At 36.3% G+C, this 23,819-nt stretch carries 14 protein-coding genes; 4 read left to right on the top strand and 10 right to left on the bottom strand.

Going from position 1 to position 23,819, the window contains the following annotated elements; all coding sequences use genetic code 11:
• Positions 1-3,102, bottom strand: a complete 3,102-nt coding sequence (locus AABK36_RS19890; protein WP_309936926.1) for an HET-C-related protein — start codon at positions 3,100-3,102, stop codon at positions 1-3.
• A gap of 287 nt (positions 3,103-3,389) precedes the next feature.
• On the opposite strand from AABK36_RS19890, the gene AABK36_RS19885 reads away from it, so the two are divergent.
• On the top strand, positions 3,390-4,307 hold the full coding sequence (locus AABK36_RS19885) for an SMP-30/gluconolactonase/LRE family protein (protein WP_309936925.1): 918 nt from the start codon (positions 3,390-3,392) through the stop codon (positions 4,305-4,307).
• Positions 4,308-4,370: 63 nt separating this feature from the next.
• A complete protein-coding gene (locus AABK36_RS19880) occupies positions 4,371-5,453 on the top strand; it encodes a S41 family peptidase (RefSeq protein WP_309936924.1) in 1,083 nt (360 codons plus the stop codon).
• Between the two features lie 83 nt (positions 5,454-5,536).
• Here the strand turns inward: AABK36_RS19880 and AABK36_RS19875 are convergent, their stop codons facing one another.
• Positions 5,537-8,077, bottom strand: coding sequence for an eCIS core domain-containing protein (locus AABK36_RS19875; protein ID WP_309936923.1), 2,541 nt, complete (start codon positions 8,075-8,077; stop codon positions 5,537-5,539).
• Positions 8,078-8,499: 422 nt separating this feature from the next.
• Positions 8,500-9,705 (bottom strand): eCIS core domain-containing protein, encoded by a 1,206-nt coding sequence (locus AABK36_RS19870; RefSeq protein WP_309936922.1) that lies wholly within the window; start codon positions 9,703-9,705, stop codon positions 8,500-8,502.
• 221 nt (positions 9,706-9,926) lie between these two features.
• Here AABK36_RS19870 and AABK36_RS19865 point away from each other — a divergent pair, with 221 nt between their 5' ends.
• A complete protein-coding gene (locus AABK36_RS19865) occupies positions 9,927-11,366 on the top strand; it encodes an ATP-binding protein (RefSeq protein ID WP_309936921.1) in 1,440 nt (479 codons plus the stop codon).
• Positions 11,367-11,620: 254 nt separating this feature from the next.
• Here the strand turns inward: AABK36_RS19865 and AABK36_RS19860 are convergent, their stop codons facing one another.
• From AABK36_RS19860 to AABK36_RS19845, 4 genes are all read right to left on the bottom strand, one after another.
• Positions 11,621-12,190, bottom strand: a complete 570-nt coding sequence (locus AABK36_RS19860; protein WP_309936920.1) for a hypothetical protein — start codon at positions 12,188-12,190, stop codon at positions 11,621-11,623.
• 318 nt (positions 12,191-12,508) lie between these two features.
• A complete protein-coding gene (locus AABK36_RS19855) occupies positions 12,509-13,147 on the bottom strand; it encodes a leucine-rich repeat domain-containing protein (protein ID WP_309936919.1) in 639 nt (212 codons plus the stop codon).
• Complete coding sequence (locus tag AABK36_RS19850; RefSeq protein WP_309936918.1) at positions 13,131-16,115, bottom strand: hypothetical protein; 2,985 nt, start codon at positions 16,113-16,115, stop codon at positions 13,131-13,133. The genes AABK36_RS19855 and AABK36_RS19850 overlap by 17 nt, the downstream gene beginning before the upstream one ends.
• Before the next feature lie 58 nt (positions 16,116-16,173).
• On the bottom strand, positions 16,174-16,956 hold the full coding sequence (locus AABK36_RS19845) for a hypothetical protein (protein ID WP_309936917.1): 783 nt from the start codon (positions 16,954-16,956) through the stop codon (positions 16,174-16,176).
• A 230-nt stretch (positions 16,957-17,186) separates the two neighbouring features.
• Between AABK36_RS19845 and AABK36_RS19840 the strand changes: the two genes are divergently transcribed.
• Positions 17,187-18,569, top strand: a complete 1,383-nt coding sequence (locus AABK36_RS19840) for an ATP-binding protein (RefSeq protein ID WP_309936916.1) — start codon at positions 17,187-17,189, stop codon at positions 18,567-18,569.
• Positions 18,570-18,716: 147 nt separating this feature from the next.
• Here AABK36_RS19840 and AABK36_RS19835 read toward each other — a convergent pair whose 3' ends face one another.
• The 3 genes from AABK36_RS19835 to AABK36_RS19825 are packed head-to-tail and all read right to left on the bottom strand — an operon-like array spanning position 18,717 to position 23,803.
• Complete coding sequence (locus tag AABK36_RS19835) at positions 18,717-19,235, bottom strand: hypothetical protein (protein ID WP_309936915.1); 519 nt, start codon at positions 19,233-19,235, stop codon at positions 18,717-18,719.
• Positions 19,236-19,290: 55 nt separating this feature from the next.
• Complete coding sequence (locus AABK36_RS19830; protein WP_309936914.1) at positions 19,291-20,016, bottom strand: hypothetical protein; 726 nt, start codon at positions 20,014-20,016, stop codon at positions 19,291-19,293.
• Between the two features lie 4 nt (positions 20,017-20,020).
• Positions 20,021-23,803: a lysozyme family protein gene (locus tag AABK36_RS19825; protein WP_309936913.1), complete on the bottom strand. Its 3,783-nt coding sequence runs from the start codon at positions 23,801-23,803 to the stop codon at positions 20,021-20,023.
• Positions 23,804-23,819: the final 16 nt, after the last annotated feature.

Below are 23,819 nucleotides of genomic sequence, written 5' to 3'. Positions count from 1 at the left end.
TTAGTGTTTATGTTGTTTGTCAGTCCTGAATGTAGCTATGCCTATATTTCGAGCGATGATGGATTCTTTGATAAGCTCTTTATGTTTTTCCATATAAGATTTGACAGTCTCTTCCCACCAACTGACATCATAAGGATGGCTTGTAACTTCACGAGCTTTGTTGATAAGGTTTTCGTAGGTACCTCCATGCCTTGATGCAGATGGCTTTTCGATATGAGTTTGTTGGAGTTTAGCCCACTTTTGATTATTTCTTGTCATTATATTTTGATCACCACTAAGTATTTCCTTTTGCTGTTTACTATAGCTTGGGGCTATTCCTGATATAATACGATCCATGGCGGTGATAATTGCTATACATTGTTTTTGTTGATCGAGCTTGATCCCTGTGATACTTTCAGGGTTTTCCAAATATTGAGGGTCGAGAAGCTCTTTTCCCAATTGAGTTCTTTGTTCTTTCAATTGATTATATAATCCTTCCCTACTTTCGTAAGTTCGCATATCATCATTTCCGAGGCTTTGAGCGGTTCCTCTTAAGTTATTCGCAATATTTTCTAGCTCTTGAATATGTATAGGCTCCCATTCTAAACCACTATCTTCTTGGAAGAATTCTTCTATATGATCCAATCCGAGTCTAGATTTATCATCTAGTTGGTTGATATTATCTAAAAATTGAGCAAAAGCTATAAGCTGAGCAGCAGATTCTTTGTCATGAGCATTTAGATTGGGAATGTTTTCGGGATCATATCCCTGTTCCATGACTTGCCTTGCAAAATCAAAAGATTTACTAGCATGCTCTTGATGTGTCTTGGCAATAAGCTCTTCATTACTCAATTTCTTTTCTTTTGGCTTTTCGTCAAATTCTACTCCTAGGTGTTCTGTCATGAGATCTTTTGAACCTGTTATAAAGTTATCAAACATGGAAGGTTCTTCGGGTTCTTTGCTTTTAGGAGTCCCTAAGTCGAGTTGATTTTTTGACCAAATATTGAGCATTTCGTCTCGAATCATTTTATTGGCTTTGACAGCAAGTTGAAAGGCAAGTCCAAAGAAGACGCTATTTCCATGGTCTTTGGATATCTGGGTATGGGACGGACCAGCGACTACAGATACTGGAGTTTTTTCTAATGCATCAACTCTAGCTTGAGCAGTTTTTAGAGAACCTTCTTGTTTATTTTTGATTTTTTCAGGAGAATAAATTTGCTCATCGATTTTTTGCATTCCTTGGGACATTAGAGAATTATCTTTTTCGCCACGAGCGGTTTTTTTATCTGCTTCATAGGTATTTAGTAGTGAAGTGTCTCGCACAGATTCATCCATGGTCATTGATTCAATTTGAGCAGCTAAAGGAGTTTTTATCTCACTGTGAATAACTAAATCTATTGAATGTAATATATTGTTGATTGTATCATTGCTTAATAATAAACTTAGATTTCCTAAACCTTTCATTATAGCCTCGAAGCTTATATACTGAGAAGTTATATTTTCAATATCTTCTGCTGGAATGTTGTTTTGAGCTAAATTTTTGTTGATTATTTCAAGAACTACTTGGGTTGCAGATGTGTTTTTGTCTAAATATCTCCCCATTGCAATATTAAAGGCAATTTTTTGCTCTAAGTTTTCTGAAGTACCTTTCTTGGGTTCTTTCTTTAAAAAGTGCAGCATCTCATGACCAACAGACTGCATGGTATCAGCAGAGCTAAACGAACCAGTTGTGAGCACAGGTCTGGGAGCTGTCATCATTTGCTGTTGATCTTCTACCATGACATCTTTACTGAAAGTTTGGATGTCTCTGTGTTCTTTGGGAAGTTCCGGAAGATAGGTATGCTCCATCCGCCCGGTCTCATGATTGTAATTTTGCTCTTTTAGAATTTTCTCAACAGCTATTTCTACATAATTGGAATGGGCAAAAAGATCTTCAGTAACGTGCATTGCGGCACCGTAATGCAACATGCCTTCTTCAGTACGGCCTTTTTTTGCGGCAAGGGTCAGGCGGTTTTCGAGATGCTCAAAGCTTCGATGCATGTATGCCATCACTCCACTTTGATCCACATCGAAAAGTTTGCTGTTGTCATTGTTACTATCATTATTGAAAATCTTGGTTGAAGAAGGCTCTGTGCCATGTTGCAATGTTTTGAATGGAGTTTCGACTGGAGAGGCTTTCTCTGGATTGACAGCTGTTTGCGATTCAAGATCTTCGCTAACTTTGTCGATTTTGCCACCTTCGAAGTATTCGCTACCAGCAACAGCTCCGGCAGGGCTATCCAAATGCTCCGCGGGTATGTAAATGCCTAATTGCTCTTGTGTTGGCATTTTACCGAACTTTTGATAAGACATTACTGTTAAGCCAGCGTAAACCATATCCACTCCGACTTTATCGATAAGAGAGGGCACGAAAGCTTGATTAACATCTCGCATCCAGTTGCCATAGTATATGGCGGTGGCTTCTTCTTGGCTGAAAGCTCCGTCTTCTGTTAGGGCCATTCGTCCAGCACTCTCATGTTTTGGGGCTTCGAATCGCTGTATGGTGTCAGTAGTATAAGCAGAAGCGACCCTGTCGGAAGCATCATTTCCAGTTCCTTTGAATTGCATAGCTTTGGCTCCCATGATATCCGCTTCTCTCTCCAAGCCTGCGTCGTCATTGATATTCACCTTCCCTTTCATTTGAGTTGTTGGCGTTACACGGCCTTGCTTTTGTTGCACTACATGCCAAGCTTCATGGGGAAGGTGTTTCTCTTGGCCAGAACTCAAGTGTATATCCGTACCTTGGGCAAATGCATAAGCTTGCAATTGGGCGGGTTTGTCAGAGTTGTAATGAACTTTGACATCGTCCATGGAATGTCCGGAAAGATTTTCAATCCCGCTTTTCAGGTTATCGGGAAGTCCTGTTTTATTGCTCGATGGAGAAGAGTTTTTTGAAGTTACGCTATTTGGATTCGCGCTTTGTTTCTGGATTGGACTAGCCCAATTAGTATGGTTGGAGTAATTGGTTTCCGTTGGATTTTCTTTTTTTTGAATAGCCATCCAATTGTTTCTCATGCGTTGATCCGCCTGTCTTTGCGCAATGGCGGAATATTGCAATTGATTTTGTTCGTTTTCCTCTTTCATCGATGGTATGGGTTGCAGTTTGTTTGTTCCTCAAAAAGTCTCAACTTTTTACAGTTTCCAATGAGTTGATTTGAGCTGTTAAAAAATAGGTGAAAAATTAACAGATATGTGTAAATATTCATAAAAAATACTTTTTATGGAAATTTTAGACATTGAATTACTGTGATTTATTGATGTATATTATTCAATTTTTTTTGATCATGAGATATATGAATAATCTCACAACATAATTCTAAGACAACCAATATTTGTCTTGTTTTTGCAGATGAAGAATAAACTTCTTGTTTATGTTAAGACAAATTTCGCGTTTAGTTAGTATAGGGACTATGCTTTTATTATTCGCTTGCGATGGCGGAGACGAAACAGCAAATCCACCAGTTGTGTATACTGAGGACTATACAGATCAAGTATTTTCAGACGGTGTTGAAGGGCCGGCTGTCGACTCATCGGGTTTGTTGTTTGCTATGAACTTTGAGTATTCGGGAACAGTCGGCGAGGTAGACCAACAAGGTCATGCGAGTTTGTATGCTGAACTATTTCCGAATTCTCACGCTAATGGAATGCGCTTTGATTCGAAAGGAAATATGATCATAGCGGATCAGAGAAACCGTAAAATATTGAAACTTACACCGGATAAAATATTGACTGTGCTTGCTGAGGATGTTCGGCTAAATGAGCCTAATGATATAGCGATAATGGACAATGATCTTTATTTTGTTTCCGCACCGGATTTTATCACTCAAACAGGCCAAATATGGAGAGGAAATCCTGACGGAGATTTGGAGCTTTTGACTGACGATTTATCAGCAGTCAATGGCATAGAAGTAAGTACCGACAATCGAAGTTTGTATTGCAGCGAGACGAATACAGGTAAAGTATGGAGATATGACTTAAGCTTAGATGGAGATATTAGCAACAAGACTTTGCTAAATACTTTTGAAGGCTATGATTTGGATGGAATGAGATGTGATAGCTTGGGCAATTTTTGGCTTTGCGTATGGAATCGAGGGCTTGTCATGTATATGAATCCTAAAGGAGAAGTATTGAAGCTGGCAATGACGAAAGGCACTAGAGCCGCAAATGTCGCTTATGGTGGAATGGATGGCAGGACTTGTTTTGTGACTGTGCAAGATCGAGGAGTTATAGAGTATTTTCGGACTGATTACCCGGGAAGAAGCTTTGAATTGTGGAGAAAGGAAAATTAAAAAGATTATAAATTTTAATCGTTTTTTAATGTAATTTACTGAATAACATAAATTCTTTTCAGCATGAGATTCTCTTTAGTTTTTTTATTTCTCGCATTGAATATCCCTGCATTTTCACAAAAAGATGATGTAGACGACCCTATTCAGAATTTTGATAAACTTTGGAATACATTTGATCAGCGATACGCTAATTTCAATTTAAAGCAAATCGATTGGGATAATATTTATACTGTATATCGTCCCAGAATCAATGAGAATACAAGCAATGAAGAGTTGTTTGAAGTTAGTTGTTCCATGCTTCAAGAGCTTAAGGATGGTCACGTTACATTAGAGCCAATGTTTGCCGAAAATGAAAACATCGAATGCGGCGCGCCATACGGGTTTCACTTTATGTCTGTGTTGGATTCGGAAATGAATATTTTGGCGTTTGAATCGATTATGAATCAAGAATTTCAGCAATATGGATTTAGCGAAGCGAATAGAGTTGATATAACGGAGGAGACGAATTTTCAATACAGAGTATCTGATAGATTCGGTTATTTGAGACTGGATGAAATGACTGAAGCATTGAAGCTGGGTAAAATCAACAAGGCTTTTGATAATGCATTGGAGGCGTTTAATACTAAGGAGGGAGTCATTGTTGATCTTAGATTTAATGGCGGAGGATGGGATTATATTTCGTATTTGCTTGCCGGTAGATTTGTGAGAGAGGAAAGCATTGGCCATTACGAAAAGACTAAGATCAAGGGAAAGGAGGCTTATACGGATTTAAAGTACAGAGAAATCAAGCCCAAAGGGAGTTTTCAGTTCACAAAAAAGCCTATCGTAATACTTACCAGCGACTTTACAGCAAGCGCCGCAGAGGTGTTTGTATTGATGATGAAAGACCTGTCTTATGTTACTTTGATTGGTGATACTACGGAAGGAATATTTTCAGATATGTACTTTTTCAAATTACCGAACAAGTGGAAAGCCAGTTTATCCAATCAGCAGTTTTTCTCCAAGTCAATGGAAAATTTTGAAGGAATTGGCATAAGTCCGGAGATTGAAGTTAGAAACAATCCGACTGATTTGGAAAAAGGAACAGATCCAGTGCTTAGAACAGCGATTGAGTTTCTTCAGAAAGAACTTGTGGAGGAAATGTAGTTTGTGTTTTTATGTCATCAAGCAATACAAACTGGTGAATTAGAGCTCGCCAGTTTGAAAATTCAGGTGTTTAATATCTTTTTTTAATTAGTCACTTGATTTGGGAATCTTTCGAATAGTCCGGCCATGCGTTCGTCGATAGTTTGCCCATGCCAGATTACTTGATCATTATGCAAGATATGGCCGTTGTCATATCGATAGACATAAAATGGAATTTGTCCTACTGTCAAATCCGCAAATATTTGAGCCTTTTCAGTATCATGTTGGAAGTTGCCATTTGTTCCGTTTCTGATGCCTACTTCACCTTCCAAGCCTGGAGCTTCGACTCCTTTTCCTTCCGGCAATGAATCAGCGAACTTGTCGCAATACTCCCATTTGGTAGATACAGGATCATTTTGGTAAGTATCCGTATCCTGTCCAAGTTCTCTGGTAAGAATGAATGCTTTAAGGCGACCTCCCCAAGCTTTTGTTTCAATAGGCACGGTACGACCTCTGGAGTTGGCGAAGGCTTGCTTTACTTTTAAGAGCAGTCGTCTTTGCGGTTGCGAGTTTGGATCTTTCAGAGCTTGAAGGAATGACGATTCATAGTCATCAGCGCCGTTATATATGTTATCTTGTTGTTCTTTAGTAATTCCGTAATCGCTGAATCCAGTTTGTAGACTCGCGGTTTGCGGATTCATATATTTCATTTTGAGTGCATTGTCGGCATCTATAAGATATGGTTTTCCATTATTATCCCAAAGAACGTTTTCATGATGCAAATCTGTCAAACCAGTAACCAAGACAAAGACCAAAGCTTCTTTAACAGCTTGCGTTAATCCCATTTTTTCATTTTGTTCTATCTTTTGAGGGTCGCTGCCGATGACTTTTTCGCACATCGACCCAAAGTTGGCATGTACTTTTTGTTTATAAGTCGCTAATTTATCTGCATTGTCAAGTTCTAAAGTTTCGTTGATTGTATTCGCTAAACTATTTTCTTCAGTTCCGAAAAATTTATGCTCCAAGTCACGGTTTTCCGGTTTGACAACCACTTCATGATCACCTGCAGCATGATAATCAGCTCCTCCCCCGGCATTTGCTTTGTTGAATTTTACAAACATGACACCCAGACCTGAATCATGCAAATCGCTACCACTGAGGCTAATGGATTTGATAGTAACGCCATCGCCATTAGGCGGCAAAAGAGATTTTCTCCAATACTCCAAAGAGTTTCTAACTGAAACAGCTCCTTCTCCAATGCGATGAAAAGGGCCATCATTGGCCAAAAGCCATTTTAAATATGAAACGTACTTAGTGCCACTGATTGTAGCCCCGAACCTTTGCCATCTCAAAGCCTTGCTCGAGTCATCATACATTATGATTTTATCAATGTTGTGATCTGTTGTAAGTTGATCTTGCCAAGGCAAGCCATTTATCGCATTTTCCAGAGTCGATTTTACACGGCTTTTCAAATAGGTTAGCATGGCATTGTCGTCAAGTTGACGCTGTTCATCAGCGCTAAGGTTGTTCACTACTTGTCCCGTTTGAGGGTTAACTCTTCTAAGGATATTGTTTACATAAGCGATTTTTGAATTCGGATCAGTATAGCTTTCTTCAATTTCGATGAATTCTCCCACATGATGATGCCAGTTGTACTTTGGTTTAGGTGATTTGGCTCTTCCATTGGGTTTGAAACTATCATCGGCATTAAGAGGGTAGGCTTTGTCATTTCCTATTCTGGAGTTTCTGATGTAGGTATTTGCTCCATTATGGTTGGCCCAATTCCAGTTGGCGCCAGTAACATTAACTGCTTTTGTCCACGTAACATTGCTCAAAAGACCTCGATTTTGAGTCATTTGCTGGTTTCTATCTACGACTATCTCAGAACCGGAATTAATATCATTGCCAATTTTATTTCCCCATTGTCCTCCATTTCTGAGGTGAGCTTTGCTTGAAGTGATAGCTGGGGCGAATTGTCTTTGGATGATTTCGAGCGTATCATTATCCTTTAGTTGGGTTGGCATGTCGCCATTGCTTTGTCCGATACTCAATGCTTTGGCTCCCATGATATCCGCTTCCTTTTCAAGTCCGTTATCATCATTGATGTTTACCTTGCCTTTCATTTGCTTGGTTGGTTTCACTCTGCCTTGTTTTTGTTGGACGACATGCCAAGCTTCGTGAGGAAGATGTTTTTCTTGTCCCGAAGCTAGGTGGATGTCTGTACCTTGCGCATAAGCATGCGCTTGCAGTTGGGCGGGTTTGTCGGAATTGTAGTGCACTTTGACATCGCTCATGGAATATCCGGATAAGTTTTCAATGCCACTTTTCAAATTGTCGGGCAACCCTGTATTATTTGTGTGTTTTGCACTGGAGGCGATATTCTCCGAGCCTTCATTTTTTTGCAATTGAGTTGGCTGTTGAGGTGGAGGAGTATTCCATGCAAGAAATTGGTCGCTTGATGTTGCGGCAGTCATTTCCGCGCTTAATTGGGCAATACCAAGTTGGTTGGATTCGAATTTGCTGTTTTCCGATGTGATTGTGTTATCCTTTTTTTTCTGCTGAGCAATCCAGTTGGCTTTCATTCTTTGGTCCGCCTTTAACTGTGCTGCATTGTTTTGCTGGAATTGATGCGCAGTTTTGTCCATGTGGCTTGTGATAGTGGTTGTAGTGAAATAAGTGGGAAACCTAACGAATGATTAAATATACATATATAAATAAGTTTATTATAAATTTTCTCTAAAAATATTTAACTATAAATTAGTTTGATAGAGTTTATAAATAAAAATGTTTATCTGTTTTTATTGTAAATATTTATATATGAATTTATTAGTGAATTATTATTCGTGTTTTTTAAATGATTAAAAAATGATGCTGAATAGCTGGAATTCAAGATTAGTTATTTGTCTCTCTTAAGAAATAGGAAACTATAAATAGAAAAAGTCTGAAAGGGAAATGATATTGTGCGAAATTGAATGGATTCAATAGCTAATTTACTATGAAGAGTTTGGAGGGATTAAATTATGGAATCAGCCAAGAATTTACTCTTAGCTGATTATTGATTGGTGAATTAGTCATTATTAAATCTTGGTGTGGTCAGTGGCGAGTTGACACCTGCATAGTTTTGCACGATTTTTAGCCAAGTATGGCAATCATTCCAACCTGGACCATATAGGCTTGGCCAGTATTTGTCGTTGATATCATCATCTTTTTCCAGTATTCGGGCCAACTGATTATTGCTGATAGTGGTTTCGGATATGACCGGATAGTCTTTCCAATTTTCCCTTCCATTACCTCTTTCGGCGATTTTGAATTCTGTTCCATCTTCAAATTTATAAGTGAGCCATACATGCCAGAACGGATTTTTTTCATTTTCAACAAATGCATGATACTTTCTAATCTGCAATTTTCCTTTTCCTCCTTCATCGTAAGGGTTTTCTTTGCCCACCAATGTGTCGTCGCTCTCCATGTTCTTCTTGTTGATGTATGTCAACACTTGATGAGCGACTAACGACCCGATGCCAGCCAAAAGCAAACTTAGTCCGGTTCCCATTCTTTGGACAACAGCTGAGCTGCTTGAAGCATTTTCGTTTGTTTTTAATTGAAGAGGTTGATTGGAAGGTTCATGCGTTTTTCTTTGTGCTATGAATTTTTCAGATTCATTGTTTGACAATCCAAAGGATTGGGATCCTTCGTTTTTCATCTGCAAAGCTCTTGCTCCCATTGCATCAGCTTCTTTTTCCAAGCCTATGTCGTCGTTGACATTCACGCCACCTTTCATTTGCATGGTAGGTTTGACTCTGCCTTCTTTTTGTTGCACAACGTGCCAAGCTTCGTGAGCCAAGTGCTTTTCCTGACCGGGAGCTATATGAATATTCGAGCCTTGAGCAAAAGCATGGGCTTGAAATTGGGCGGGTTTGTCTGAGTTGTAATGCACTTTAACATCGTCCATTGAGTGGCCTGATAGGTTTTCAATTCCTGATTTTAGCTGATCAGGCATGCCTGTATTATTTTGTTTGGGCATGCTTTGCTTTTGAACCGGAAGCTGGTCAGCAGTAGTGTTCCATAGTTTATACTGATCGCTGTTTTTTGAGTTTTCGATATCAGCCATCATTTGAGTTATTGATAAATGATTATTTGACTCGAATGAATGTTCGCTCTTGGAGTCGTTTCTTTTTTTAAGCTGAGTGTTGACCCAATTCTGTTTTTGATAATGATCGGCCTTTTTTTGCAGGGTGTTTTTCCAATTGTGCTGATTTTGTTCTTCTTGTTTCATGCGATAAATGAGATTATGGGTGAAGTAAAATTATATGCTAAAGTAATAAAACAAATATTGTAATTACAAATATAGTATATACAACAAAGTGCGAAATTGAGATTTAGTTTATTTATGAATAAAATGATATTTGTATTTCAAAAAATAGTATCATCAAGAGGCTTGAAAAAGGCATAAATTAGATCTTTGGTATTAGGGTTTTCATTAACTTTCATTTACTCATGACTGAAGAAGGGATCATTTACAAAGAGCTGGAATGGCTGAACCAGTTTATCAACTATATATTGCCTGACAAGGCTAAAGACGAAAGCGAAGAATCAGATGGCGTGGAAAATAGCGAGACAATAAGTCCTCCTGCGGTTCCTCCTCAGCCTGTGCCGCTTGCAGACTATGCAGCTTTAAGAGGTAAAGGCGTATATGTGGTTGACTTGTTGTTTGAATTGACTTTTAGCGAAAGGTTGGTTTTGGCGCTTACTTTAGCTCAATATGTTGCTCCTGAAATCTATCAAAAGCTGATAGTGGAGAAAAACATGAAGCAGTCTTTGGTGATTGGCGGAGTGAACTTTCATCATTCTTATCAAGGGTTTATTCCGACGATAGAGACGGCTATTTACCTTTTAAGCCATTGCGATGAAGGTGGCCATGTGAAGTTCTCGATTAAGTTGAAAATGTTGAAGCTTTTCGATGCCAACTCTACTCTGATCAATAAGAATATAATTCAACTGGAGTCAGGAGAAGGAACGCTGCCTTATACTGCTTCAGCGCTTAAAGTGAATCCATTTGTATTGAATAAGATACTTTGGAATGAATCGTATATCCCTGCTTTGAGCAGCTCATTTCCTGCGGAGAAGATAAGCACCCATCAGGATTGGGATGACATGGTCGTGAATAGAAAGACCGAGAAGCAGCTGGAAGAAATACTGAGCTGGGTGAATCAAAGAAATGCGATGCGAAGCGTTCCTGCTGTTGCGAGAAAAGTTCTGCCCGGGTATCGCGCTTTGTTTTATGGACCGTCGGGAACAGGAAAGACTCTGGCTTCCACCTTGATCGGAAAATTGACTGGAATGGAAGTGTATCGGGTTGATTTGTCGAAATTGGTGTCCAAGTATATTGGCGAGACTGAGAAGAATCTGAAGCAGGTTTTTGATATTGCAGAGCAACATGAGTGGATCTTGTTTTTTGATGAAGGTGACGCTATCTTCGGCAAGCGTAGCGAGACCAGCAGCAGCAATGACCGTTATGCGAACCAAGAGGTTTCTTATTTGCTGCAAAGAGTGGAAAGATTTCCGGGAACCGTTATCGTGGCGACCAACTTCAAAACGAACTTGGACAAAGCCTTCTTACGAAGGTTTCAGACTTTGGTTCATTTTCCATCGCCTAGTGAAGAAACTCGCAAGATGCTTTGGGAGCGAGTATTCAATGATGAAATACCTAAGGATGGAGAGTTTGACTTCAAGTTTTTCGCCAAGAATTTTGAGTTGACAGGCGCGAATATCGTGAATGTGCTACAACAAGCGATGGTTTTGGGCTTCGAAGAAAACGAAGGCTTGATAGGAAAGCCGCAATTAACGCGTGCTCTAACCAGAGAGCTTAACAAGCTTGACAAGCTGGATACGAAGACCGAGCGCAAGCTGATTTATGAATATGAGGAATGTTGTTAAGAAAGAGTCCTCCATTATATGCTTTATTTGATAATGGAGGGTTCTTTCATATTTCTTTATGGAATTAGATTGATTTCATGAATTGTTTCTAAGGGCTTTGTTATTATTTGAATTATTCCATTGTATCTTCATCAACACATTGAAATGTCAAATAGGAATATTTTTTTATCATTGTATTTCCTTTTGGGGGAATACAAAGGAGTCTGCTTAGGAAAACCTTAAAAACAAATTGTGATAAACAATAATGATTTTAGTTATTTTTTAATGATAGCTCCATCAGATTGAATTATGTATTCAGTTGTTTTATTATTATCAACTACTGTTATTAAATCTTTTAAAATTTTAAAAGTGTAGTTTTTATCTGAATACACTTTATATTTATCGAAACTCGTTTTTCCAAGTATTCTTCCTTGATCATCAATATTTACTAAAAATAAAGAATCCGAAACAGGAGAAAGGTTATTTTGATAAGAGACATACATAATTGAATGGAATTTTTTATTTATACTTAAATTGCATATTTTTGAATAATACATTTTAACAGTATATGGTATTTTTTCAACATCTCCATTGTCTTTAAATTCTTCCATATAAGTTTCGGTATATCTATTTTTGTTAAAATTTGGATCAATATATTTTGCTATAAATGAAGAGTCTAAATTATTTGAGGCAGAAATATGATAATTATTATTATTTAGCAATTCACTTTTCCCAAAAGGAATAGATTGATTTTGGAATAATTTTATTTGTTGTTTAAACTCACTTTCACGTGAATTACACCCTACAATTATTGCAAAAATTAGAATAAGATATTTTATTTTCATTATTTTAGTTTGTTTTCGATGTATTTATACATGATGAAGTGCCGAAGGAAAACGATTTTGATTTCAGTTTCTTTGCGAAGAATTTCGAGCTAACGGGTGCCAATATTATCAATGTATTGCAACAAGCGGTTGTATTAGGTTTTGAGGAAAATGGCTGAACAATCGGCAAGCCTCAGCTGACCAGAGCTTTGACCCGTGAATTAAGCAAGCTTGATAAGTTGGATATGAAAACCGAGCGTAAGCTGATCTATGAGTATTGTTGTTGAGATTAAAAAATAAAGTCGCCACTGTGGGCGACTTAAATATTCATAGAGTATATTATTCTTCCTCATCTTCTTCTACGCTACCAATCCCAAAAGTTTTAATATAAGAATATTCTTTTTTATATTTTTCAATGTTTTCTTCAGAAAAGGGGTTTCCATAAAGGTCTAAAACTTCAAGTTTATTAAGCTCTTTGATATCAATTGGAATTGATGATATAAGATTAAAGTATAAATCTAATTGAATTAAATTTCTTAATTGGAATATTACTGAGGGTATTTTATTTAACATATTATTACCCAAATCAAGATATTTTAATTTTTGGGCATTCACTAATTCTGGATGAATAGATTTTAAGTTTCCTGAAATACTCAAACGTTCTAGATTAGGTAATGAATAGATTTTTGGATTTATATTTTGAATAGAAGAATAAGACTCTAAGCTTAAATGACGTAAGTTTTTAAGTAACAATATAGAGTCAGGTAGAGCAGTATCATCAAATAAAGTTAAAGATGTAATATCCTCTTTATTATCAAAAGCTGTTTTTAAGTCTCTAGCATCTGTCACAATATTTGTATTAGTTTTAACTTCTGTGAGGGTTTGTTGATCACTATTTTTATTCTCTTTAGAACTACATGCTATCATCGTAGTAAATGATAAGAAAATTAAAATCTTAAATTTAGTTTCTAACATCATAATGAATAAATGTATTGTAATTGTCTTTTTTGTAACCTTTTTTTATTTTATTCTCATCAAATAATTTCTGCATTAATTTTCTAAATGCTTTAATATCCATACCTGTAGGAGGTTTAATGTCAGCAGCCATTCCCAATTGATGTTTACTGAGTTTTGCTTTACTACCTACTGCTTTACTAAAATTATGCTCTGGGGAACGATAACCACAGGTAATAGAAGGGTTTCCTGAAACTCCATCTATTTTTTTGCATTCATCAGATATAATTTCGAGATTCTTAATAAGTTCCCTAGTATATTTTAAAAGTTCTTTAGGAATATAATATCCTTTATTATCCTTACAAAGTAAATAAGAGTTGTTAATTTTTGCGGTAGTTATAATATTTTTAGAATTGATTTCTTTAGACTTTCTTTTGTTATAATTCTTCTTAAAATCATTTCCTACAATACTAATCACTTCATTGATTTTTTTTATTGTGCCTTTTCCTGCGACTCCATCTGCTCCTAAACTATATTGAGCTTGAAAATGAAAAAGAGCACCAATAGTTTTGTAGGAATTAAAAACAGTAGTATCAGAGTAAATGGCTTTTTTTGCTATCTTACTTTTTATAATTCCATTTGCTTTTACATCATACCCTAAGCCTCTCAATGCTTTTTGCACTTGAATGACATCTTCTTTAGCATTAGCTTTACCAAAGCCTACTAGGCCAGATATTTTATAGATTTCTTTTATAGTAGTCGTTTTAGTTACGGTTTTCTCTTCGGTATCCTTATCATCTGTTGAAGGCTTTGAGTTTGGTACATTTAGGTCAACTTTTTCTAAATTTGTGGAAGCTTCTACTTTTTTAATGTCATCGTCATTTTGACTATTTCCCTTCAACTTCTTCATCATAGCATCTTCTTCTTTGCTGGTACTCCAGTCATCCATTTGAGAATGGAGAAAATCTTTCATGTCAGCAGAAAGACTGCTGATTTTCCCCATGCTATCGAGTGCTTTGGTGAGTTTGAAGGCAAGGTTATCCGTTGTGAAATAACCTTCCTGATTAAAGACTTCTTTGATGAATTCAGGATGATTGAAGATATAGGCGGTCATATCATTCACCTTGCATGTTATATTTTCATCTTCGTACTGGTTACGCCATTCTTTTACACTTTGAGGGTCAGACTTAACGATATACGTTGATTTGTTTGCTTTTTCTTTTTTCTCTGTGAATCTCTTTCCTTGATTTTGTTTAAGATGCCTAATTACACTTTTATGAGGAGCAATGAATGGATACTTGTCGCGTTTATATCCCATTCTAATGACCATGTAGTCTTGTAAGGCTTTATAGAGACTGTCATCATACTTGCCATTTATATCCAAAGAAAAGCCATTTTTCACTAAAAGTGCCTGCACGACATGAACGTCTTTTTCTTGATTGTCAGCTCCTTTTCCTACTGTGGAGCTAATAATGCCTTTTTTGATGATAGCTTTTGCTGATGAGTTAGTTTGTTTTTCTTTTTGTTCTGTAGCTTTATTTAACTCTTTAGTTGAATTAGCCTCATTGATATTTTGTTCTTCAGTTTCTATCGAAGCTGTTGTCGTTTTTTCTGCAGTTATATTTGGGGTATCATTCGTCGCTTTGTGTCTGTATTTGTATTTTTTCAGCCTGAGACAAACGCCTTTCCCTGGAGAAATTTTTTTGTACTTGTCTCTTGTGTAACCTAATTCATCCACCATGAAATCTTGCAATGCATTGTAAGTGTCATTGTCAAAGTCTCCAGATGTCTCGACGGCATATCCGGCATTATACAGTAGGCCTTGTACGATTCGGACGTCTTTGGGCAAATTGGGAGCTCCTGTACCCACAGGTTCTTGGATAAGCCCTTTTCTATCCAAGCCGTCAAGTTGACGGCCAAGGTTTTTAGACTTGCCTTTAAAGTCAGTATCCCTCTCTTTTACGTCTTTGATGAATTCGAAAGTATCTCCTTTATTTTCATTTTTGAGTTCTTCCAGACTTTGGACTGTATCGGTGATTTTGATTTCTCCACCTGAGTCCAAGACTTCTTTGATCGTAGCGAGAGCGTGTTTGATTTTCTTGCAAACCTTGCCTACCCATTTTAGATCTTCTTCATTTTTTTTGTTTATGAAGACGTTTTTAGCGACAATCGCATCCATTCTTTTGATGGCTTCAGCAAATTGTTCCTTATGGTTTTCGCTGCTTTGGCCTGCTTCCACGAGCTCTCTCCATAAGCTTGCTTTACCCCAATAGCCTGCATATGTGATGAACTCTTCTAGCGCAGGATGAATTTTTCCATCACCGTTGTTATATCCATAGCTGCTTTCATCTTTTTTAGAGTACCTTTTCTTTTCATAATCAGGAAGAGTGAGCTTTAAAAGACTAAAAGTATTTTTGCCAGTTATGCTAATATTTTTTTGTCTTAATTCATTGCACTTTTTTGCAGCTTCAAGGCCTGTGATTCCAACTACCGCAGATAGAGTTTCTGCTGTATCTGCAGCAACTCCTGCATTTATAAAATCATTTTTAGCTTTGTCTTTTTCCGAACTACCATATCGAGCTCCAATATCAAGGCCGAATCCTATAGTTACTCCTGATTTTTTTCCTATATCTCCTATGGTCAGAGATTGACCGTTTCCTGGAGTTGGAAATTTGGAGGACATGGGTAAAATCTTATTATCAGGATCGCCAACCGGTTTTTGGGTGGTCAGATAGACATTGTCAGGAAAATGAGGTTTGCGAGCATCATTGTCTTTAGTGAAGTCTGCCTCCATCAGCATTTGAGCAAAGCCTTTGGATAAATTCAGATCTTTGTCATTGTTGGACTTGGCGCTTTCTTCTTTTTTGTTTGAGACCGTATTTTCTTGTTCCTCGGTATTTTTTTTCTGTTGGACAGTGGTTGTCGTATTATTTGCGCTTAAGTTGTTGTACGACAAACTTTTGTTTTCGCGCATTAAACCTTGATATCCCATGAGTTAAGCGTTTGAAAAAATACATGCAGGCACTTGTGCCGTTGGTTTAAAAATAGATTTATTTTGATAGTTTTACTTTGTCATCAACTTTAGGCATCTCGACATCCGCTGAGGCTCGTTCTCCAAATCCGCAAGGCCAAGCTTTAGATTTTTGAATAATTTTTAGATTTTTATCTTTGAATTCAAAAACGAGATGACATTCTTCATCTGTAAAATCTTTTGCTCGGAACTCATAAATATTATCCCCAATAGGTTCTATAGTTTCGTTGCTTAAAGAGGCAACAAAGCCAACACCGCCGACCACTTCAAAAGAGATAACCAGCTTATCATCTTCTCCTTTTTTGACAGTCGCAAAACTTTCATAATATCTAGTTTGAGGGATTGAGTGCAGATTACTGGTTATTCCTCCTCTAATAAACTTTTCTTCATAGACATATGTGCCTGTTGGGTCGGAAGACAGCTTTTGTTTTAACTCTTCGTCTGATGGGTATGCGTCCAAATCACCTTTGATGGGAGTTAAATCAATGAAATAATTTCTTTTGCCTACCCACTTGCCTTTCCAATGATCTCCTCGTTTAGTAATATAGAATTCACCTGTTACTTTGTCATTGTAGCGTTCTACTATTGTAATGATGCCTTCGTTAAACACGCTACCTTTTAGATCTATGTAGTTTTGCTTTCCTTTGTAGTGATACCTTCCTGATATTTGATCATAATTTTGCTCTAGCTCCATTTCAATTGGGTACTTGCCGATGGTTCCTTCCAGAATTATTTTTTCTTGGGCTATAGAAGGGATGATCAAGAGGATATTATATAAAAATAATATAATAATAGTTTTCATGTTTGTGAGCTATTATAATTTATTGTTCTGTTTGCTTGTTGTTTCCCAATGTATAGGGATTAAAAAATATTGGGTTAAAATTACAAAATAAAATATTAAAATTTAAATTTTTACATTTTAGTTGTTAACATGAATATGCTTATTTAATTTTGTGAACATTAAATATGATCATATTGAATATTCTGTTTATTCTATGTTCAATTGTTTGAATAATTATATTTATAATTTTTATGGATATTGATAGGGATTTTCTTGCTTTGGAGTTGAATTGGCTGGAAGAGGTAATAGCAGAAAGGTTGACTGATAAGCCTATAAGCTTGGATAGTTATGTGAAGGATTTGAGTTCGGGAAAGTCATATTATACAAAATTGGCGATGTCATATGGATATCAAGAAAGATTGATTTTGATATTGGCATTGGCTCCATATATCAGGCCTACTGCATTGAATCTTTTGCAGTCAGAGGAAAATTCAGGAAAAAATATTGGCGGGATAAAATATAGCTCTTTTTCATCTTCGGTTTTTATTCCAACGGTCGAAACAGCCTTGTTTCTGCTTCAGAAAGAGGAACATCCTGAAAATACCACTGCGATGAAGACGTTTGTGTCTTCGAGATTGTCAGGGCTTGAGTATTTTCATGCGGATGCTATATTGTTAAGAAGCAATATTCTGGACTTGCAAAGGCCGGATGAGAATTTGCCTTATACATCGACCTCTTTGAGATTGGTTGAAAATGTGCTTCATCAAATCCTTTGGAACAAGCCTTATGTGCCTGCGATGAGCAGCTCATTTCCAGCTGAGAAGATCACTACCGAGCAAGAGTGGTCGGATATGGTGGTGAATAGGAAGACAGAGAACCAGCTGAACGAGATTTTAAGTTGGGTGAAGCAGCGCAATGCGATGAAGAGTATTCCTGCCGTAGCTCGAAAAGTATTGCCGGGCTACAGAACGTTGTTTTATGGGCCTTCAGGCACAGGAAAGACTTTGGCGGCGACATTGATCGGCAAGCTGACGGGTTTGGAAGTTTATCGCATAGATTTGTCCAAGTTGGTGTCCAAGTATATTGGCGAGACTGAGAAGAATCTGAAGCAAGTGTTTGACATTGCCGAGCAACACGATTGGATATTGTTTTTTGATGAGGGAGACGCTATCTTCGGCAAGCGCAGCGAGACCAGCAGCAGCAATGATCGCTATGCGAACCAAGAGGTTTCTTATTTGCTTCAAAGAGTTGAAAGGTTTCCGGGCACTGTGATTGTCGCGACGAATTTCAAGACGAATCTCGACAAGGCATTTTTGCGAAGATTTCAGACGATTGTTCATTTTCCTGCTCCAAATGAAGATACGCGCAAGATGCTTTGGGAGAAGGTGTTCAATGATGAAGTACCGAAGGAAAACGACTTTGATTTCAGTTTCTTTGCGAAGAATTTCGAGCTAACGGGCGCCAATATCATCAATGTATTGCAACAAGCGGTTGTGTTGGGTTTTGAGGAAAATGGCGGAACAATCGGCAAGCCTCAGCTAACCAGAGCCTTGACCCGTGAATTAAGCAAGCTTGATAAGTTGGATATGAAAACCGAGCGCAAGCTGATCTTTGAGCATGAGGAGTGTTGTTGATGTTGGTATTATAAGAGGAGTCCTTTTTTGTTATAGCTAATAAAAACCTTTGGAAAAGGTTTTATTAGCTATGGTTTAATATATTATTATAATAGTTTCTATATTTTAGAAGTTATCATAATGATAGTTCTGGGTCATAAATAATTTTTATTTCTTTTTACGAAAATATTCTTGAGCCATTACTCTTGGAATATCCCCCTCTTTATTTTTTATTTTATCAATATAGTACCAGTCACCATTATTATTCATTTTATAAATTTCTACCCAAGTATTTTGTTGTGGTTCATAGTACTTGATACTATCCATCTCGTATTTTGGGCCAATTAGATCAGAAGATTTAGTATAAAAAAAATAACCATCGTTCAACATTGTATAATCTAGTGTTTCGTAAAACTTTTTAAAGTATTTCTTTGCTTCATCTTGATTAATTATTTCTTTTTTAGGTACAAAAATAAACATTGCTTCTCCTTTAAAGCCGTGTTGTTCATTAGATATATTGCTAAAAGATTGAAATTTATCAGGTATTATAAACTCTTTTCTAATTCCATAATTTTTGTCAATAAATTTCACTAATTCTTTTATTTCAGGAGGAGAGTATGATGTTTTTTCTGATTTACATCCTGTATAAATCATCAATACAACTAAACTTAATAGTAATCTTGTCATTATTATTTTGCTTTAGTTTTAATTATCCATACCACACCAATCTCTCTCAAATCATTTAGAATAGTTGATTATCCATCATTTCTTCCGACCATGATCTGTCTACTTTTTTTCCATCGAGAGTAAAATCTTCTTGATAATCTATGATTTCAAATACTCCATCGGGATTAATCTTAAAGGTTAAGCTTGAATTTCCTTGCCAATTAGCAAAACCATTCAAGTCTCTAGTTACAACAAACGTATTTTCTGACAATTCAATTATGTTTAATTTATTATCCCCAACTACGCCGCCAATGCTGTAAACTACTTCTGATATTATACCTTTTTTTGGTATATATGAGGTAAGTGCTGAGCTCCATGCATAATCACCATCATCATACACCATTGCTATTAAATATACGGAGTCATTTACCATCGTATATGATTGTAAATAGGTGGGGTAATAATTAACGGTATACTCTCCTTCATACTGACTTGCTGTAGTACTTTCCGTTGCTGTAAAATTTCGGAAAGAAGTAGAATAGAAGTCCCTATCTATGGGGAATTCATACCATCGATTATCTTTTAAGGGGAATTGAAACAATTTCTTGAGCAATGAATCTTCTAAAGCATGATCAATATTATAATCACTATAATTTGGTTGTTTGATTATTTCATTCAAACTAACTCTATCCACCCCCTCTAAGAAAGAAGGAAACTTACGTTCTTTATGAGGTTTATCTTTTTCACCTTTACAAGAAAAAAAGCAAATGATTAAAAGTAAATATAATATTCTATTTTTCATATATTTAATTGTTTTGTCTTACCTGTGCTACACTATAATTTTTTGATTTCACACTAAAATCATCACCCAATAGTAATAAATTATTTGAACTGGCTCCCTCACTTACATTTAAATTACCTGGATCAAAATATCGATAGTAAACTTTATTATTTTTTATAACTTTTCCAATAATTACAATGTAATGTTCTGTTGTGTGATCTGAGTTATATTTTGATACAATTTTTTTCTTATCCACTCCTATAAATATAGGTTTTCCATTCTTTAATTGATTATCAATGTACTTAACTCCTAGTTCTGTTTGTTTTTTCAAGGTCACTGGATTTTTTTCTCTATTGTACTGTGCCATTGTAGGAAGTCTATCCGCTGGAGCATTAAATATAGTTCCTCCTTTTTGTTTAACCATAGCTTGAGCAGTATCCCAGCAACAAATAAAATTCCCTTTATTTTTATAAGCTTTTTGAGATTCTTTAATGCCTTGTGTAACAGAAAAAGTTTTGGTTTTCTTTTCAATAATCTCTCTGAGGCCTTGTCCTGTATTCTGAACTGTTATCTCTTTCCCTGATGTTAATTTGACCTTTTTCACTTCAAAATCAGTATCAATTGTTTCTATTGTTTTTTCTATATCAGATTCAGAGTATATTTTATCTTTATGTTTGTAATTTTTTCCATTTCTAAATTGACTTATCCATTCACTATCTTCTAATACAGGATCAATACCTTTCGTCTTATCAATTTCATAATCAGAGTATTCTTCAATCAACGTAAGTCGTTTATTTATCCATTTATTAGTTCCTTTTCCTGAAGAAATTTTACCATCTTTGCCCAAGCCTCTACCATATTTATGAAGGTGTTCAATTGCCTTAATAGTCTCTTTAATATCTTTATCTAATATTTTATCTAAACTTTCATCAATAGTTTCTTTATTATCACTTGTTAGATAACCTAAACCAACCAGAGTATTTTGAACTTCAATGACATCTTCAGGTTTATTATCGCCTTTTCTTCCGACTGATCCAGAAATAACTAAGCTTTTTAGCTTAGTTTCTTTTGTAGTACTTTTTGAGCTCACTTTTGCTTCTTTGGTTTTAGGACTTTCTTTTAATATTTTCTCCTCACTTTTTGAATTTAATTTCAACCTTCCCATCTGCTTTTCATCACTCTTGTCAGTCACACCCCAATCCATACACTCATAGAGGTAATCTTTTAAAGATTGCTTAGTAGATTTTAATTGAGCATCTGTACAGTTTTTAGTTAAATGATAAGCAATGTCATCGGTATTCTGATTGACTAAACCAGAAGCTTTTTTAATTATTTTTTCTACAAAGTCAGGATTATGAACAGTATACTTGACTAGTCTTTTTCCTAAGTCTTCATAGTCAGTACTGTTAATGAAAGTTCCTAAAACCTCAGATTTATCAATAAATTGCTCCAGAGAAGCTTCATCTGTTTTTTGAGCTTTAATAGCTTCAATCTGCTCTTCTGCTTTTTTCTTGTCGGCTGCTGTTTTTACTTCTTTAGCTTTAGCCTCGTTTTCAGCTTCTTTTTTAGCTTTTGTTGCTGCGGCTTGTTTTTTTCTTCTTGCTTCAATAGCAGGATATTCTTTGATTTTTTGAGCGGCTAACTCTGGAGTCATAGAGATCAAGCTTTTCTCCATTGTTCCATCATTACCGACAACTTGATCTTGCTTGCTATAATGAAGTACTTTTGTCTGATAGGCTTTGATGGCCGCTCTGGTTTTTGGAATGGAAGCTGAGCTGATATTTTTTTCACCGGAAGCTTTTTCTGCATTGTAGTCAGCTTCTGAAAGTATTTTGAATTCCAAAAGCTTGTTTTGTACCCATAATACATCTTTAACTCGATTTCCTGCTTTTGAAGTTACATCTCCAACACTGGCACTGATACCTTCTTCTGTTGTCGTGGTGGTATTCTCTACTTCCTTAACTATTTTTTTGATAACCTTCTCATTTATATTCGCTGTCTCAGGTGTTGTTTCCGCGATTGTCTTATTGACACTTTCTGTTGCTAATGTTTTGACTATGTTTTCTTCAGAACCTTGAGCACCTTTTTTAGAAGGGGGCTTGGATGCATTGAGCATGTCTGCGCCTCTGGATTTTTCTTTACCAATCTTCATTTGCTTTTCACCCTCAGCAGTGAAGATAGTGATCGTATCTGAAGTAGATGATTCTGATGGAGTGGTACTTTTGGCAACTGGCTCTGCTTCGACTGACTTGTTAGCTATCTGCAGTGTTTTTTCTCCATCTTTGGTATATATTGTTATTGTATTAGGAATAGTCGGGAGCTCAACACCTTGTAGTTTGGGTCTAGCTATTTCTGTTACTTTTTGTTTAGCCCTTTGCTCCATAGGCTTGTACTGATAGCGGTACTTTTTCAATACTCTGATAGACCCTTGATTTGGATCTATAGTTGTGTATGTCTGGCCTCTTTCTGCCAACATAAATGCGTGAAGAGCTTGCTCTGTTTTTGCATCATAGACTCCAATATTAATATCCTCCAACTTTTCGAAGTATTTGCCACTGTTATAAAGCAACTGTTGGATCACTTTGACGTCCTTGGGCAGGTTAGGAGCTCCCTCACCGACAGACTTATCTATGATGTCTTTGCGGGATGTTTTATCAGCTTGATGGTCAAGCCTTTTAGCTTTTGTTTTATAGCCCGCATTCAGCTTCTTTATACTTTTGACATAATCAATATCATCAACGTCTTTTTGCTCTTTTTTTATAGATGACTTATAATTTCCCATATCTTTATACCCGGAAGATTTTTCTTTCATATCCTTGATAAAGTCTAAAGTTGTATTCTCTTTTTCGAGCATTTCCAAAGATTTCACTTCATCACTGATATTAATTTCTCCTTCTGAACGGATTACATCTACAAGCGTATCAACTGTGTCAAGTAATTTCAAACAAGGTCTGGCCTTCCAATCATCTTCTTCTATGTATGTGTTTATAATTTGTGTTAGATTTTTCTTAGCAGTTTCAAATTGCTCCAAATGATTGTCACTACTTTGTCCAGCCTCTACAAGTGTTTTCCATAATTTTACATTTCCCCAATATGCAGCATAACTTATGAATTCTTCTAAGGCAGGGTGTATTTTTCCATCACCTTTTTTATAATTATATTTTGAATTCGAATATGTTTTCTTTTCATAATCAGGCAATGCAACTTTGAGTAAGGAAAAACATTGTTTAGCTGTTAAACTAATTTTGGGCTTAATTTTATTACACATTTTAGCAGCTTCTAGCCCAGTTAATCCTGCTACTTTAGCTAGTTCTTCAGCATCTTTCTCACTTATACCTGCATTGATAAAGTCTTTCTTAGCTTTATCAGAACCATTTGAGCCAGAGTATCTTGTACCAAGATCGATACCAAAGCCAATAGTCACTCCAGATTTACTTCCTACAGCGTCAATTTTTAATTCTTGATTGCTTTTGGGTGTAGGAAAAGGCTTAGACATTGATAGTCTTTTTTTTGTAACAGAGCCATCTTTATTTTTGGTAATCAAATTTGTGTTTGCAGGAAAATGGGGCTGTCGTGCATCATTATTTTTTGAAAAGTCCGCTTCCATCATCATCTGCACAAATCCTCTGGATAGATTAAGGTCCTCTTGATGAATACCTTTATTTTCATTATCTAATGTCTCATCCTTTGTTACATCTTCATGCTTTTGATTAAGATTAGCTAAAGCCCTCTTATTAAAGTTATCCTGTTGTGAATTGACTTGATTACTATTTTGTGAGTTTTGATATTTTTGTTTTGGTTGTCTCATTTTACCAATAAAAAAG

The organism is Aureibacter tunicatorum (assembly GCF_036492635.1).
Taxonomy (GTDB): domain Bacteria; phylum Bacteroidota; class Bacteroidia; order Cytophagales; family Cyclobacteriaceae; genus Aureibacter; species Aureibacter tunicatorum.
The sequence above is the reverse complement of the archived record's forward strand: the minus strand, read 5'-3'. Positions and strand labels throughout refer to the sequence as shown.

What these genes read in the sequence shown, in the direction of transcription:
- AABK36_RS19890 (WP_309936926.1), bottom strand. Translation starts at nt 3,102, where the DNA reads ATGAAAGAGGAAAACGAACAAAATCAATTGCAATATTCCGCCATTGCG.
- AABK36_RS19885 (WP_309936925.1), top strand. Translation starts at nt 3,390, where the DNA reads ATGTTAAGACAAATTTCGCGTTTAGTTAGTATAGGGACTATGCTTTTA.
- AABK36_RS19880 (WP_309936924.1), top strand. Translation starts at nt 4,371, where the DNA reads ATGAGATTCTCTTTAGTTTTTTTATTTCTCGCATTGAATATCCCTGCA.
- AABK36_RS19875 (WP_309936923.1), bottom strand. Translation starts at nt 8,077, where the DNA reads ATGGACAAAACTGCGCATCAATTCCAGCAAAACAATGCAGCACAGTTA.
- AABK36_RS19870 (WP_309936922.1), bottom strand. Translation starts at nt 9,705, where the DNA reads ATGAAACAAGAAGAACAAAATCAGCACAATTGGAAAAACACCCTGCAA.
- AABK36_RS19865 (WP_309936921.1), top strand. Translation starts at nt 9,927, where the DNA reads ATGACTGAAGAAGGGATCATTTACAAAGAGCTGGAATGGCTGAACCAG.
- AABK36_RS19860 (WP_309936920.1), bottom strand. Translation starts at nt 12,190, where the DNA reads ATGAAAATAAAATATCTTATTCTAATTTTTGCAATAATTGTAGGGTGT.
- AABK36_RS19855 (WP_309936919.1), bottom strand. Translation starts at nt 13,147, where the DNA reads ATGATGTTAGAAACTAAATTTAAGATTTTAATTTTCTTATCATTTACT.
- AABK36_RS19850 (WP_309936918.1), bottom strand. Translation starts at nt 16,115, where the DNA reads ATGGGATATCAAGGTTTAATGCGCGAAAACAAAAGTTTGTCGTACAAC.
- AABK36_RS19845 (WP_309936917.1), bottom strand. Translation starts at nt 16,956, where the DNA reads ATGAAAACTATTATTATATTATTTTTATATAATATCCTCTTGATCATC.
- AABK36_RS19840 (WP_309936916.1), top strand. Translation starts at nt 17,187, where the DNA reads ATGGATATTGATAGGGATTTTCTTGCTTTGGAGTTGAATTGGCTGGAA.
- AABK36_RS19835 (WP_309936915.1), bottom strand. Translation starts at nt 19,235, where the DNA reads ATGACAAGATTACTATTAAGTTTAGTTGTATTGATGATTTATACAGGA.
- AABK36_RS19830 (WP_309936914.1), bottom strand. Translation starts at nt 20,016, where the DNA reads ATGAAAAATAGAATATTATATTTACTTTTAATCATTTGCTTTTTTTCT.
- AABK36_RS19825 (WP_309936913.1), bottom strand. Translation starts at nt 23,803, where the DNA reads ATGAGACAACCAAAACAAAAATATCAAAACTCACAAAATAGTAATCAA.